General features: G+C 66.3%; 15 protein-coding genes. 11 read left to right on the plus strand and 4 right to left on the minus strand.

Annotation, left to right across the window (positions count from 1 at the left end; all coding sequences use genetic code 11):
• Window positions 1-446: 446 nt before the first annotated feature.
• A complete protein-coding gene (rhtA, locus tag V0R62_RS10265) occupies window positions 447-1334 on the plus strand; it encodes a threonine/homoserine exporter RhtA (protein WP_330103642.1) in 888 nt (295 codons plus the stop codon).
• Between the two features lie 186 nt (window positions 1335-1520).
• Entirely contained in the window at window positions 1521-1802 is a 282-nt protein-coding gene (locus V0R62_RS10270; protein ID WP_330103643.1) for a hypothetical protein, read from the plus strand.
• Window positions 1803-1856: 54 nt separating this feature from the next.
• On the opposite strand, the gene V0R62_RS10275 is transcribed toward V0R62_RS10270, so the two are convergent.
• Together V0R62_RS10275 and V0R62_RS10280 are read right to left on the minus strand one after the other, a co-directional pair.
• Complete coding sequence (locus V0R62_RS10275) at window positions 1857-3659, minus strand: aminopeptidase P family protein (protein ID WP_330103644.1); 1803 nt, start codon at window positions 3657-3659, stop codon at window positions 1857-1859.
• A gap of 140 nt (window positions 3660-3799) precedes the next feature.
• Entirely contained in the window at window positions 3800-4180 is a 381-nt protein-coding gene (locus tag V0R62_RS10280; protein ID WP_330103645.1) for an antibiotic biosynthesis monooxygenase, read from the minus strand.
• 88 nt (window positions 4181-4268) lie between these two features.
• Here V0R62_RS10280 and soxR point away from each other — a divergent pair, with 88 nt between their 5' ends.
• A complete protein-coding gene (gene soxR / locus V0R62_RS10285; RefSeq protein WP_186714889.1) occupies window positions 4269-4757 on the plus strand; it encodes a redox-sensitive transcriptional activator SoxR in 489 nt (162 codons plus the stop codon).
• On the opposite strand, the gene V0R62_RS10290 is transcribed toward soxR, so the two are convergent.
• Window positions 4724-5701, minus strand: a complete 978-nt coding sequence (locus V0R62_RS10290) for a GlxA family transcriptional regulator (RefSeq protein WP_330103646.1) — start codon at window positions 5699-5701, stop codon at window positions 4724-4726. The two genes, soxR and V0R62_RS10290, sit on opposite strands and share 34 nt — an antisense overlap.
• 82 nt (window positions 5702-5783) lie before the next feature.
• Here V0R62_RS10290 and V0R62_RS10295 point away from each other — a divergent pair, with 82 nt between their 5' ends.
• Window positions 5784-6332, plus strand: coding sequence for a cysteine hydrolase family protein (locus V0R62_RS10295; protein ID WP_330103647.1), 549 nt, complete (start codon window positions 5784-5786; stop codon window positions 6330-6332).
• Between the two features lie 4 nt (window positions 6333-6336).
• On the opposite strand, the gene V0R62_RS10300 is transcribed toward V0R62_RS10295, so the two are convergent.
• Window positions 6337-6900 (minus strand): helix-turn-helix domain-containing protein, encoded by a 564-nt coding sequence (locus V0R62_RS10300; protein ID WP_330103648.1) that lies wholly within the window; start codon window positions 6898-6900, stop codon window positions 6337-6339.
• 84 nt (window positions 6901-6984) lie between these two features.
• Here V0R62_RS10300 and V0R62_RS10305 point away from each other — a divergent pair, with 84 nt between their 5' ends.
• From V0R62_RS10305 to V0R62_RS10335, 7 genes are all read left to right on the plus strand, one after another.
• The gene (locus V0R62_RS10305; RefSeq protein WP_330103649.1) at window positions 6985-7929 is read left to right on the plus strand and encodes a DMT family transporter; all 945 of its coding nucleotides are present in this window, start codon (window positions 6985-6987) and stop codon (window positions 7927-7929) included.
• Window positions 7930-8229: 300 nt separating this feature from the next.
• Window positions 8230-11136: a monovalent cation/H+ antiporter subunit A gene (locus V0R62_RS10310; protein WP_330103650.1), complete on the plus strand. Its 2907-nt coding sequence runs from the start codon at window positions 8230-8232 to the stop codon at window positions 11134-11136.
• Window positions 11136-11480, plus strand: a complete 345-nt coding sequence (locus tag V0R62_RS10315) for a Na+/H+ antiporter subunit C (protein WP_028690551.1) — start codon at window positions 11136-11138, stop codon at window positions 11478-11480. Before V0R62_RS10310 ends, V0R62_RS10315 begins: the two co-directional genes overlap by 1 nt.
• Window positions 11477-13156, plus strand: coding sequence for a monovalent cation/H+ antiporter subunit D (locus V0R62_RS10320; RefSeq protein WP_330103651.1), 1680 nt, complete (start codon window positions 11477-11479; stop codon window positions 13154-13156). Before V0R62_RS10315 ends, V0R62_RS10320 begins: the two co-directional genes overlap by 4 nt.
• Complete coding sequence (locus tag V0R62_RS10325; protein WP_330103652.1) at window positions 13153-13641, plus strand: Na+/H+ antiporter subunit E; 489 nt, start codon at window positions 13153-13155, stop codon at window positions 13639-13641. Before V0R62_RS10320 ends, V0R62_RS10325 begins: the two co-directional genes overlap by 4 nt.
• On the plus strand, window positions 13638-13916 hold the full coding sequence (locus V0R62_RS10330; protein ID WP_011534656.1) for a K+/H+ antiporter subunit F: 279 nt from the start codon (window positions 13638-13640) through the stop codon (window positions 13914-13916). Before V0R62_RS10325 ends, V0R62_RS10330 begins: the two co-directional genes overlap by 4 nt.
• Window positions 13913-14278, plus strand: a complete 366-nt coding sequence (locus V0R62_RS10335; RefSeq protein ID WP_330103653.1) for a Na+/H+ antiporter subunit G — start codon at window positions 13913-13915, stop codon at window positions 14276-14278. Before V0R62_RS10330 ends, V0R62_RS10335 begins: the two co-directional genes overlap by 4 nt.

The raw sequence follows: 14278 nt of genomic DNA on the forward strand, positions 1-14278 counted from the left end.
CACCACTGCCGATCGGGTGACCGAAGCGCCTCCGATACTACCTAAAACATCCAACCAATTGATTAGCAAGAGGTTTTTCGTTTCGACTACGTCGGAAGTGGGGCGCATTATAAGGGGATTTGACAGGGCGTCAACCGTTAATTTCATTAAATTGAAATATCGGGGGAACAGACCGTGTCAGGGCCACCAGGTGTTCGCCACGCCCCTTGCAGCGCCTATGAGATCGAGCGCCGCGCGGGCGGCGCTCGATCTCATAGGCGCCATAGAACCCTCGGCGAACACCTCGCACACACAACACAATCCCAAGACAGACACCTGGCGACCATCACACCCTCTATAAACCGCCCCCACCCAATCCAACAAACCACCACCCCAACCTTGCCAACCCACCTTCCCACTGCGCACTATATTGCGCACCCCTGCGCGCACAATAAACGGAAACCTCCATGAACACCCCAAACCGCAGCCTGACCGCCACGCTGTTCCCCATTGGTCTGCTGCTGATCGCCATGGCCTCCATCCAGTCCGGGGCCTCGTTGGCCAAGAGCATGTTCCCCGTCGTCGGCGCCCAGGGCACCACCGCCCTGCGCCTCATTTTCGCCAGCATCATCATGCTCCTGCTGTTGCGTCCCTGGCGCGCACGCCTGGACGCCAGCACCCTGCGCAGCGTGATCATCTACGGCATGGCCCTGGGCGGCATGAACTTCCTCTTCTATATGTCATTGCGCAGCGTGCCGCTGGGCATCGCCGTCGCCCTCGAGTTCACCGGTCCACTGGCTGTGGCGCTATGGGCCTCGCGACGGGCGCTGGACTTCCTGTGGATCGCCCTGGCGGTTGTCGGCCTGCTGCTGCTGATCCCCGTCGGGCAAACCGGTGGCGGGCTGGACCCGGTCGGTGCCGCCTATGCCCTGGGGGCCGGGGTGTGCTGGGCGCTGTACATCCTCTATGGGCAAAAAGCCGGTGCCGAGAACGGTATCCAGACCGCAGCCCTGGGTGTGGTGATCGCCGCCCTGTTCGTCGCCCCCATCGGCATCGCCCACGCCGGTAGCGCTCTGCTGACTCCCGCGCTGCTCCCCGTGGCCCTGGGCGTGGCCATCCTGTCGACGGCACTCCCCTACAGCCTGGAAATGGTCGCCCTGACCCGTATGCCCGCCCGCACCTTCGGCACGCTGATGAGCATCGAGCCGGCTTTTGGCGCGTTGTCGGGGTTACTGTTCCTGGGCGAGAAACTCACCCTGTGGCAATGGCTGGCGATCCTCGCCATCATCACCGCCTCGGTGGGCGCGACTCTTTCCATGAAACGGGACGCCACACCGCCCGTAGCTGCCGATTGATTTGAGAAATATTTGCATTTAGCCACCCCATAGCCTTGTACCACCCGGCGTGGCTGATTAAGCTGTCACCCGAATATAATCTTGACGCTATCTACTGAGCGGTACATGGACGCTGGGGACCATCAGGGAAGAGACAAAGCGCAAATCACAGGCCCGTGAATGCAGTCGGGCCGAATAAGGACAGGAATGAAACGTATTTTGCTCATCCTGGCCATCCTGGCAATCGCTGGATGCGCCGCGACAGCCAACACCGAGGTGAAGCGGGGGAAGAAGGGCCTGCACATCAACTGCTCGGGGCTCTCCTCGTCGTGGGACAAGTGTTATAGCAAAGCCGCCAGCTCCTGCAGCAGCAAGGGTTACAAGGTCATCGCCCGGTCCGGCGACACCGACGAAGAACCTGGCGACTACGTATTCGGCATCAATCCGGCCGGCTATACCAGCCGCAGCATGATCGTGATCTGCAAGTAAGCGATACACAAAGGGCAGCCAATGGCTGCCCTTTTCATTGTAACTGCCGCCTTTTCACAGCGCCGCAGTGCGCCGCTCCAACCAGGCCAGCGCCTCGCCTTCCAGCAGCGGTGCCAGCCGTTCCCGCACCGTCTGGTGGTATCGGTTCAGCCAGGCGATATCTTCACTGCCCAGCGCCTCGAGCAGTAGGCAACGCGTGTCGATCGGGCACAGGGTCAAGGTCTCGAAGTTCAGGAACTCACCGAACTCGCTGGTACCGGCCTCACGGTTGACCACCAGGTTCTCGATCCGCACGCCCCACTGCCCCGGGCGATAGGTCCCAGGCTCGATGGAACTGATCATGCCCGGCTGCATGGCCGTCTGCGGTGTGGCAGCAGCCTGGTAGGCGATCACCTGCGGGCCTTCGTGCACGTTCATGAAATAGCCGACACCGTGACCGGTGCCATGACCATACTCGACCTGATCGGCCCAGATCGGTGCCCGGGCAATGGCGTCGAGCAGCGGCGAGAGTATCCCGCGCGGGAAACTGGCCCGCGACAAGGCAATCATGCCCTTGAGCACCCGGGAGCAATCGGCCTTCTGCTCATGGCTGGGCTCGCCGATCGGCACCATCCGGGTGATATCGGTGGTCCCGCCCAGGTACTGGCCACCCGAGTCGATCAACAGCAAACCATTGCCTTCGATGACGGCGTGGGACTCTTCGGTGGCGCGGTAATGCGGCATCGCACCGTTAGCGTTGTAGGCCGCGATGGTGGAAAAACTCAGCGACACGAAGCCCGGGCGACGGGCACGGGCCGCGCTCAACTGGTCGTCGATGGTCAATTCGGTGATCGGTTGCGCGCCAAGGTTCGCTTCGAACCAGGCGAAGAATTCGCACAGCGCCGCGCCATCCTGCTCCATGGCCTTGCGGATATGGACGAGGTCGCCTTCCCCCTTGCGCGACTTGCTCAGGGTAGTCGGGTTGATGCTCTCGACCAGCCGCACCTGCTGGTGCAGGTTGTCCAGCAGGCCACGGGTGACCCGCGCCGGGTCGACCAGCAGGCTCGCCGCAGCCGGAATCTCGGCCAGCGCGTCATTAACCCCGGCGTAGTCGCGAACCTCGATGCCATCGGCCGCCAGCACCTGGCGCAGGTGGCCATCGACCTTGTCACGCCCGACAAACAGGAACGCCTTGTCCTGGCTGACCAGCGCGAAGGAAACGAACACGGGGTTGTAGGAAACATCGCTGCCCCGCAGGTTGAAAAGCCAGGCGATGTCGTCGAGGGTGGCGATGAAATGCCAGTCGGCGCCCTTCTCCCGCAGTGTGCTGCGCAACTCGGCGAGTTTTTGCGCACGGTTGACCGTGGCATGGGGTGGCAAGTGCTGGTACACCGGATTGCCCGGCAGCGAGGGACGGTCAGCCCAGACCCGCTCCAGCAGGTCGAGATCGGTACGCAACGTCGCGCCTCGCGCCTGCAGGCGCTCGCCCAGTTGCCGCGCCGAGGCCAGGGCCATGACCGCACCATCCACCGCGACGGTGCCGTCCACTTCCGTCCCCAGCCATTCCAACGCGCCGGGCTGACCGGGGCGCAGCTTCATCAGCTCGATGCCGCTGCCGGCCAGCTCCTTGTCCGCCTGTTCCCAGTAACGGCTGTCAGCCCACAGCCCGGCAAAGTCTGCGGTCACCACCAGCGTCCCCACCGAACCGAGGAACCCGGACAGCCACTGCCGCCCTTGCCAGTAACCCGGCAGGTACTCGGACAGGTGCGGGTCGGCCGAAGGCACCAGCAGGGCATCCACGCCCTCCCGGGCCATGGCCTCGCGCACGCGGGCAAGGCGCGCCGGGATGGATTCGTGAAGGGGGGACTGACTGTTCATGCGCACTCCTGCGGATAGGTGACGACGGGTCCAGGACGCTGATAATGGAACAGCCGACAGGCGCCCGCAATCTCCGCGACCGTAACAAGGCATGCATTGCCCCATGTGCCCTGATTCGGCACCCCGTGCTTGATGCTCCGCTATGCGCCCTGGGCAGCAAGCACCGCACCCAGCTGGCAATGCAGACCGCCATCGGCGCCACGTACCAGGCTGCGCAGCGTCTGGTACGCGGCGAAGTTCACCCCACGGGCCTGATGCTCGCCCAGCAGGTCGAGGAACGGCTCCTCGATGAAGCAGCCGGCGGCGGCGGCCCAGGCCTGGCGCGATTGCCAGCGCAGGTGCTGAAGTACCCGGCGGCCGTCGTCGCTGACCTGGATGCTGACGCTGAGCAGGCCGTCGCAGCGTTGCGCCAGGTGCTCGCTGCGCACCACCAGGGCCTCGGCCAGGGCATCCTGGCGCAAGGGTGGCACGTCGTACTCGATCATCTGGGTGAACCACAGGGATTGGGTGTTGGCCGCCATGACGCATCTCCTCGTTTCGGGCTCTTGCAGCAGATGGTCGTGGAGGGTAAAACCTCCAGCTAACTCAAGGTCAAGGATTTTATTGCCGATGAAGCCCCCTTCCGCCCAGGAGCGCCTGCTCAGCGTCGGCCAACTGGCCGCGCGCAGCGGCGTGGCCGTGACCGCCCTGCACTTCTACGAAACCAAGGGGCTGATCCACAGCACCCGCAACGCCGGCAACCAGCGCCGCTATCCACGGGCCATGCTGCGCCGGGTGGCGGTGATCAAGATGGCCCAGCGCCTGGGCATCGCCCTGGCCGACATCGCCAGCGCCCTGGAGGCCCTGCCCTGCGATCACACCCCCACTGCCGACGATTGGCAGCGCCTGTCGGCGCGCTGGCGCGACGACCTGAGCCGGCGTATCGACGAGATGGTGATGCTGCGCGATCAGCTCGATGGCTGCATCGGCTGTGGCTGCATGTCGTTGAAGGAATGCCCGCTGCGCAACCACCACGATCGCCTCGCCGATGAAGGCCCGGGGCCGCACCCGACCACCAGCGAGGCTCAACCGCTGATGACCGCGAAGCGCCGCCGGTAATCGCTGGGGGTCATCCCGGTCAGGCGCTGGAACACCTTGCGAAAGGCGCTGGGGTCCTGGTAGCCGACGCCCCAGGCAATCTGGTCGACGCTGCGCCGGGTGAACTCCAGCAAGCGGCAGGCCCGACCGACCCGCACCTGCTGCGCGTATTCGGTGGGACGCAGGCCGGTGGCGGCGCGAAAGCGGCGCAGGAAGGTGCGCGGCTCGAGACCCGCGCAACCGGCCATGTCGGCCAGGCCGGCATCCCGGGCCTCCTCGGCCTGCAACCAGTGCTGCACCTTCAGCACCGCCTCGTCGCCATGGTCCAGGCGCGGCTGAAACAAGGCGCCGAGCAACGGCGCCGGCGAGGGCTCGACCGCAAGATAGCGGGCTGTCTCGCGAGCCAGGGTGTGGCCGAGGAAGCGCTCGATCAGGTGCAGGCCGAGGTCGGTCCAGGCCATCAGCCCGGCGGAGGTGACAATGTCGCCGTCGTCGAGCAGCGGCTGGCTGCCCTGCACCCGCACCTTGGGAAAGCGCTCGGCAAGGGCCTGGGCATAGTTCCAATGGGTACAGGCCGCCCGACCATCCAGCAGGCCGCTGCCGGCCACCAGGAACACACCGATGCACACCGAAGCCAGCACGGTGCCCTGGCCATGCACCTGGCAGAGCGCGGCGCGATGGGCCTGCAGCACCTCGGTCGAGGGGGTCGCCGCCAGGCTCGGCGGAATCATCAGCGCCCGCAGCGCATGGTCGCTTGCCGGCTGGCTGTCATGCACCACCTGTAGCTGACCCGCGCCATCGAGCTGCCAATGGGTCACACGTAGCACCGGCAGATCGTGTGCACCCAGTTGCCCGGCGACCCGGTTGGCCACCGCGAACAGGTCGGTCAGGCCGTGCACCGCCGCGCTCTGGGCGCCGGGATAGATCAGCACGCCGATTTCCAGGCTGTCAGTTTTTGCCGTCATTGTGTCGCTCGCGCCTATCCTCGATCGGGTCGCTCCAGCCTATAACTATCGGCAGTTCATCACTACTGCCGCAGGAGGCACCATGAGCACGCGCGCCCTGATCATCATCGATATCCAGAACGACTACTTCCCCGGTGGCAAATGGACCCTGGACGGCGCCGAGGCGGCGGCCGACAACGCCGCCCGGTTGCTGGCCGCGGCCCGCAAGCGGGGCGACCTGGTGGTGCATGTGCGCCATGAGTTCGAGAGCGCCGACGCGCCGTTCTTCGTACCGGGCTCGGCCGGTGCGCAGATTCACCCCAAGGTCACGCCGGCGGCCGGCGAGGCGGTGGTGCTCAAGCACCAGGTCAACAGCTTCCGCGACACCCAGCTGAAGGCCCTGCTCGACCAGCACGACATCAAGGCACTGACCATCGCCGGGAGCATGAGCCACATGTGCATCGATGCCGCGACCCGCGCCGCTGCCGACTTCGGCTATGAGGTCAGCGTGGCCCACGATGCCTGCGCGACCCTGGCGCTGGAGTTCGACGGCAAGTCGGTGGCGGCGGCCGATGTGCACGCCTCGGCAATGGCCGCGCTAGCGTTCGCCTATGCCAGGGTGGCCAGTACCGACGAGCTGCTGGCCGGTTGAGGGCTCAGATCACCACGTTGCGCACGAAGCGCACCGGCTCCTGGCCATCGTTGCGGTAGGCGTAGCGGCAGTCGCTGGGGAAGACGAAGAACTCGCCCTTGCCCAGTTGCCGCTCCCCCCCTTCGATGATCAGGGTCAGGCGGCCTTCGCTCACATAGATCTGCTCGCTCCAGCCAGCGGCATCGGCTTCGCTGGCGTAGCACTCGCCGGGGGCCAGGGTCCACTCCCACAACTCGACCTCGCGTCGCGCCGGGCTGCTGCCGAGCAGCACGGCGCGGCTGGCAGGGTGAACACCGGCCCAGGCCAGCTCTTCGATGCGGCTGGGGTCGCGCCGGTCCGGCGCCTGGATCAGGGTGCTGAACGCCACCCCCAGCGCTTCGGCGATCAGGTCCAGGGTGGTGAGGCTGACATTCTTCTCGCCGGCCTCGATGGCCACCAGCATCCGCCGGCTGACCCCGGAGCGCTCGGCCAGGGCGGCCTGGCTCAGGCCGGCGTCGCCACGCAGGCGACGAACGTTCTGGCTGACATGCTGCAGCACCGATGCGCGGTGCTCGGAATCTTTGTGCACTATATTGCTCACTGGTAGGGGATGCGCAGTATACTGCCCACTTTGCGGCGAATTGTGCGCCGCCCCTTCCGAGTGCGCAAGACCATGAACCAGGCCCCCACCCGCAAACCCACTGTCAGCTTGCGCCTGAGCAAGGCCGAACTGGTGCTGGTGTTCATCACCATGCTCTGGGGCGGCACCTTCCTGATCGTGCACAACGTCATGACCGTCAGCGGGCCGATGTTCTTCGTCGGCCTGCGCTTTGCCGCCGCCGCGCTGTTCGTCGGCCTGGTATCGGCCCGTTCACTGTCGGGGCTGACCTTCACCGAGCTCAAGGCCGGCATGCTGATCGGCGTATCGATCATGCTTGGCTACGGCTTGCAGACCATGGGCCTGCAAACCATCAGCAGCAGCCAGTCGGCGTTCATCACCGCGCTCTACGTGCCCTTCGTGCCCCTGCTGCAGTGGCTGGTGCTGGGCCGCCGCCCGGGCCTGATGCCGAGCCTGGGCATCGGCCTGGCCTTCGTCGGCCTGATGCTGCTGGCCGGCCCCGAGGGCGGCGCGCTGCACTTCAGCGAAGGCGAACTGGTGACGCTGGTCAGCGCCGTGGCGATCGCCGGCGAGATCATCCTGATCAGCCGCTACGCCGGCAAGGTCGATGTGCGCCGGGTCACCGTGGTGCAGCTGGCCACCGCCTCGGCGCTGTCGTTCTTGATGATCGTGCCGACCCAGGAGCAACTGCCCGGTTTTTCCTGGCTGCTGCTGGCAAGCGCGGTGGGCCTGGGGGCCATGAGCGCGGTGATCCAGGTGGCGATGAACTGGGCGCAGCAGTCGGTTTCGCCGACCCGCGCTACCCTGATCTACGCTGGCGAACCGGTGTGGGCCGGCATCGTCGGGCGCATCGCCGGCGAGCGTCTGCCGGGCGTGGCATTGATCGGCGGGCTGCTGATCGTGCTGGCGGTGGTAGTGAGCGAGCTGAAGATCCGTCGCCAGGATGAGGCCGACGCCTTGCAGGATGATGAGGCGCGCGAGCGCGAGGCGGGGTTGTAGGCAAGGCAACCACCCTGTGTAGGAGCGGCCTTGCGCCGCGAAAAGGGCTGCAAAGCAGCCCCAGCGATTGAACACTGAATCCCCGGGGCCGCCATGCGGCCCCTTTTGCGGCACAAGGCCGCTCCTACACAGGGAACGCATAACCCCACGGGCACACGATCAGCCGCTATGCTCTGAAAGAAACTGTTATAAAAAAACAGCTTGTCACAGCACATTTGTAGGATCCTGCAAACCCTTGCGTGTTGGTGATCAACCGTCCGGCACGTATGATCCTTGGCAAACTTCTCAGAACAGAACGCTATGTCATTGATTGTGCTATTGCTTCTGCCCTTCCTGGGCAGTTGCCTGGCGGCTGTACTGCCGCACAACGCACGCAACGCCGAGTCCATTCTTGCCGGGCTCGTAGCCCTGGTCGGCACCGTCCAGGTAGCGTTGCTGTACCCTCAAGTCGCCGATGGCGGGGTCATCCGCGAAGAGTTCCTGTGGCTGCCGAGCCTGGGCCTGAACCTGGTCCTGCGCATGGACGGCTTCGCCTGGCTGTTCAGCCTGCTGGTGCTGGGCATCGGCACCCTGGTATCGCTGTACGCCCGCTACTACATGTCGCCCCAGGACCCGGTGCCGCGCTTCTTCGCCTTCTTCCTGGCGTTCATGGGCGCCATGCTCGGCCTGGTGATCTCCGGCAACCTGATCCAGCTGGTGTTCTTCTGGGAGCTGACCAGCCTGTTCTCCTTCCTTTTGATCGGCTACTGGCACCACCGCGCCGACGCCCGCCGCGGCGCCTACATGGCGTTGATGGTCACGGGGGCCGGCGGCTTGTGCCTGTTGGTCGGGGCCCTGCTGCTCGGCCATGTGGTCGGCAGCTATGACCTGGACAAGGTCCTGGCTGCCGGCGACACCATCCGCCAGCATGCGCTGTACCCGGTGCTGCTGCCCCTCATCCTGATCGGCGCCCTGAGCAAGAGCGCGCAATTCCCCTTCCAGTTCTGGCTGCCCCATGCCATGGCGGCGCCCACCCCCGTCTCGGCTTACCTGCACTCGGCGACCATGGTCAAGGCCGGGGTGTTCCTGCTGGCCCGCCTGTGGCCGGCGCTGTCGGGCAGCGAGGAATGGTTCTGGATCGTCAGCGGCGCCGGCGCCGCCACCCTGCTGCTCGGCGCCTTCGCCGCGATGTTCCAGAACGACCTCAAGGGCCTGCTGGCCTATTCGACCATCAGCCACCTCGGCCTGATCACCCTGCTGCTGGGCCTGAACAGCCCGCTGGCGGCGGTCGCCGCGGTGTTCCACATCCTCAACCACGCCACCTTCAAGGCCTCGCTGTTCATGGCCGCGGGGATCATCGACCACGAGAGCGGCACCCGTGATATCCGTCGCCTGAGCGGCCTGTTCCGCCTGGTGCCGTTCACCGCGACCCTGGCCATGGTCGCCAGCGCCTCGATGGCCGGCGTGCCGCTGATGAACGGTTTCCTGTCCAAGGAGATGTTCTTCGCCGAGACCGTGTTCATCACCTCCACGGCCTGGGTCGAAGCGGCCCTGCCGGTGATCGCCACCCTGGCCGGGACCTTCAGCGTGGCCTACGCGCTGCGCTTCACCGTCGATGTGTTCTTCGGCCCCCCAGCCCAGGACCTGCCGCACACGCCTCACGAGCCACCGCGCTGGATGCGCGCGCCGGTCGAACTGCTAGTGCTCACCTGCCTGGTGGTCGGCATCTTCCCGGCGCAATCGGTCGGCCCGCTGCTGGCCGCGGCCGCGACGCCCGTGGTGGGCGGCGTGCTGCCGGAGTACAGCCTGGCCATCTGGCACGGCTGGAACGCGCCGCTGATGATGAGCTTGATTGCCATGACCGGCGGCATCGTGCTCTATCTGCTGTTGCGCAAGCAGCTGCAGCGCGGCCGTTTCCCCTACCCGCCGCTGATCGAGCGCTTCAACGGCAAGCGCCTGTTCGAGCACGGCCTGGTGCGCCTGATGCTGCTGGCCCGGCATGTCGAGCGGCGGCTGACCACCAAGCGCCTGCAGACGCAACTGTTCATGCTGGTGCTGGCGGCCTTCATCGCCGGCCTGGTGCCGTTGCTGTACAGCGGCCTGAGCTGGGGCGACCGGCCGAAGATCCCGGGCTCCGGGGTGTTCGTCGCGCTCTGGCTGATCGCCATCGCCTGTGCCATCGGCGCCGCCTACCAGGCCAAGTACCATCGACTGGCCGCCTTGATCATGGTCGGCGTTTGCGGCCTGATGACCTGCATCACCTTCGTCTGGTTCTCCGCGCCGGACCTGGCGCTGACCCAGCTGGCGGTCGAGGTGGTCACCACCGTGCTGATCCTGCTCGGCCTGCGCTGGCTGCCACGGCGTATCGAAGGCGTATCACCGCTGCCTGGCAGCCAGGACCGCGCACGCCTGCGGCGCCTGCGCGACCTGGTGCTGGCGGTGCTGGTCGGCGGCGGCATGGCGCTGCTGTCCTACGCCATGCTGACCCGCCCGACACCCAACGACATCTCGTCGTTCTACCTCAGCCGCGCCCTGCCCCAGGGCGGCGGCACCAACGTGGTCAACGTGATGCTGGTGGACTTCCGCGGCTTCGACACCCTCGGCGAGGTCACCGTGCTGGTGGCCGTGGCGCTGACCGTGTTCGCCCTGCTGCGCCGCTTCCGCCCGCCGAAGGAGAGCATGCAGCTGCCGGCCCAGCAGCGCCTGCTGGCGCCGGACGTGGTCACCGACCTGGTCAACCCGCGCCAGGCCACCGACACCGCGCTTGGCTTCATGATGGTGCCGGCCGCCCTGGTGCGCCTGCTGCTGCCGATAGCCCTGCTGGTGTCGATGTACCTGTTCATGCGCGGCCACAACCAGCCGGGTGGCGGCTTCGTCGCTGGCCTGGTGATGTCGGTGGCGTTCATCCTGCAGTACATGGTCGCCGGCACCCAGTGGGTCGAGGCGCAGATGAGCCTGCGTCCGCTGCGCTGGATGGGCACCGGCCTGCTCTGCGCCACCCTCACCGGCGCCGGGGCGATGCTGCTGGGCTACCCGTTCCTGACCACCCACACCGCCCACCTGCACCTGCCGCTGCTGGGTGACGTGCACGTGGCCAGCGCGCTGTTCTTCGACATCGGCGTTTACACCGTGGTGGTCGGCTCGACCCTGCTGATCCTCACCGCCCTGGCCCACCAGTCGGTGCGCGCCTACCGCCCCGCCAAGTCCAGCCAAGCAGGAGCCGCCTGATGGAAGAAGTCATTGCAGTCGCCATCGGCGTCCTGGCCGCCTCCGGGGTCTGGCTGGTCCTGCGCCCACGGACCTACCAGGTAATCATGGGCCTGTGCCTGCTGTCCTACGGGGTCAACCTGTTCATCTTCAGCATGGGCAGCCTGTTCATCGGCAAGGAGCCGATCATCAAGGACGGCGTGCCCCACGACCTGCTGCACTACACCGACCCGCTGCCCCAGGCGCTGGTGCTCACCGCGATCGTCATCAGCTTCGCCATGACCGCGCTGTTCCTGGTGGTGCTGCTGGCCTCCCGCGGCCTGACCGGGACCGACCATGTCGATGGCCGGGAGCGTGAGGAATGAGCGGGATGAACCAACTGATCATCGCGCCGATCCTGCTGCCGCTGGTCACTGCGTCGTTGATGCTGCTGATCGGCGAGAAACACCGCTGGCTCAAGGCGCGCCTGAACCTGCTGTCCACCGCCATCGGCCTGGGCATCGCCGTCACCCTGCTGATGTGGGTGCGCACCCAGGGCCAGGCCGAATCCATCGGCGTCTACCTGCCGGGCAACTGGCCGGCGCCGTTCGGCATCGCCCTGGTGGTCGATCACCTGTCGGCGCTGCTGCTCACCCTCACCGGCATCGTCGGCTTGAGCGCCCTGCTGTTCGCCCGGGCACGCTGGGATGGCGCCGGAGCCAGCTTCCACGCGCTGTTCCAGATCCAGCTGATGGGCCTGTACGGTGCCTTCCTCACCGCCGACCTGTTCAACCTGTTCGTGTTCTTCGAGGTGCTGCTGGCGGCTTCCTACGGTCTGCTGCTGCATGGTTCGGGGCGGGCACGGGTCAAGGCCGGGCTGCACTACATCGCCATCAACCTGTTCGCCTCGTCGCTGTTCCTGGTCGGCGCGGCCATGCTCTATGGCGTGACCGGCACCCTGAACATGGCCGACCTGGCGCTGAAAGTACCGCTGGTGCCGGAAGCCGACCGCGGCCTGCTGCATGCCGGCGCGGCGATCCTGGCCATCGCCTTCCTGGCCAAGGCCGGGATGTGGCCGTTGAACTTCTGGCTGGTGCCGGCCTATTCGTCAGCCAGCGCGCCGGTGGCCGCGCTGTTCGCGATCATGACCAAGGTCGGGTTGTACGCCATCCTGCGCATGTGGACGCTGCTGTTCTCCGGCCAGGCCGGCGCCTCGGCGTTCTTCGGTGGCGACTGGCTGGTGTATGGCGGCCTGGCGACCCTGGCCGTGGCGGCCATGTCGATCCTCGCCGCCCAGCGCCTGGAGCGCCTGGCGGCCCTGAGCATCCTGATGTCCGCCGGCACGCTGCTGGCCGCCGTCGGCTTCGGTCAATCGATCCTGACAGGCGCCGCGCTGTTCTACCTGGCAAGCTCGACCCTGGCCCTGTGCGCGTTGTTCCTGCTGGCCGAGCTGGTGGAGCGCTCACGCTCGGCCAACGAGGCGCCGCTGGATGAGGAAGAGGACGCGATGCCCTCGCCGCTGGAGTCGCTGCACCCGCCCAAGGGCATCAACCTGGACGACGAGCAGCAGGTGGTCATCGGCCAGATCATTCCCTGGACCATGGCTTTCCTGGGCCTGAGTTTCATAGCCTGCGCCCTGCTGATCATCGGCATGCCACCGCTGTCGGGCTTCATCGGCAAGCTCAACCTGATCAGCGCGCTGTTCAACCCACAGGGCATGGGGATTGCTCCGGAGCAGCCACTGGGCGCCGCGGGCTGGACCCTGGTCACCCTGCTGGTGCTGTCCGGCATGGCCTCGCTGATCGCCTTCGGCCGCGTCGGCATCCAGCGCTTCTGGAAGCCCGAGGAGCGCCCCTCCCCGGTGCTGCGCCGCTATGAATGCGTGCCCATCGTCATCCTCCTGGGCCTGTGCATCTTCCTCAGCCTCAAGGCCGAGCCGCTGCTGCGCTACACCCAGGACACCGCCGCCAGCCTGCGCACGCCGGAAACCTACATCAAGGCGGTGATGTCGACCCGACCGCTGCCCGGCCCAACCACCACCGGCCTCGAGGTGCAGCCATGAACCGACTGTTCCCCGCGCCGCTGCTGTCCGTCGCGCTGTTCGTGCTGTGGCTGCTGCTCAATCTGTCGGTCAGCCCGGGCAACCTGCTGCTGGGCGCCTTGCTGGGCATCCTCGCACCGATCCTGATGGCCCCGTTGCGCCCGCAACATGCCCATGTGCGTAGGCCCTGGCTGATCGCCAAGCTGATCGGCCGGGTCGGCCTCGACGTGATCCATTCCAACCTGCAGGTCGCCCGTGGCGTGCTGCGCGCCGGCAGCACGCCACCGCGCTCGGCGTTCGTGCACATTCCCCTGGACCTGCGCGACGCCCACGGCCTGGCGGCCCTGTCGATGATCACCACCGTGGTACCGGGCACCATTTGGTCGGAGCTGGCACTGGACCGCAGCGTGCTGCTGCTGCACGTGTTCGACCTGGACGACGAACCGGCGTTCATCGAACACTTCAAACACACCTATGAACGCCCGCTGATGGAGATCTTCGAATGAGCGGCCTGCTTGCCAATGCCGTCCTCGCCAGCCTGTTCATCTTCGCCCTGGCCATGGGCCTGACGCTGATCCGGCTGTTCCGTGGCCCGTCCGCCCAGGACCGGGTACTGGCCCTGGACTACCTGTACATCCTCGGCATGCTGATGATGCTGGTGCTGGGCATCCGCTACGCCAGCGACACCTACTTCGAAGGCGCCCTGCTGATCGCCTTGTTCGGCTTCGTCGGCTCCTTTGCCCTGGCCAAGTTCCTCCTGCGTGGCGAGGTGATCGAATGAACGAAAGCGTGGTATTGCCGTTCTGGCTGGAGCTGATCACCGCCGCCCTGCTGCTCACCGGCAGCCTGTTTGCGCTGATCGGCGCCATCGGTCTGGTGCGCCTGAAGGAGTACTTCCAGCGCATGCACCCGCCCGCGCTGGCCTCGACCATCGGCGCCTGGTGCGTGGCGCTGGCCTCGATCCTGTACTTCTCGGTGCTCAAGCAGAGCCCGGTGCTGCACGCCTGGCTGATCCCGATCCTGCTGTCGATCACCGTGCCGGTGACCACCCTGCTGCTGGCCAGGGCCGCGCTATTTCGCAAACGCACCTCTGGCGAGGACGTACCGGAAGAAGTCAGCAGCGGGCGTGATCGCGGTAACTGA

This window comes from Pseudomonas carassii (assembly GCF_036324045.1).
Lineage (GTDB): Bacteria > Pseudomonadota > Gammaproteobacteria > Pseudomonadales > Pseudomonadaceae > Aquipseudomonas > Aquipseudomonas peradeniyensis.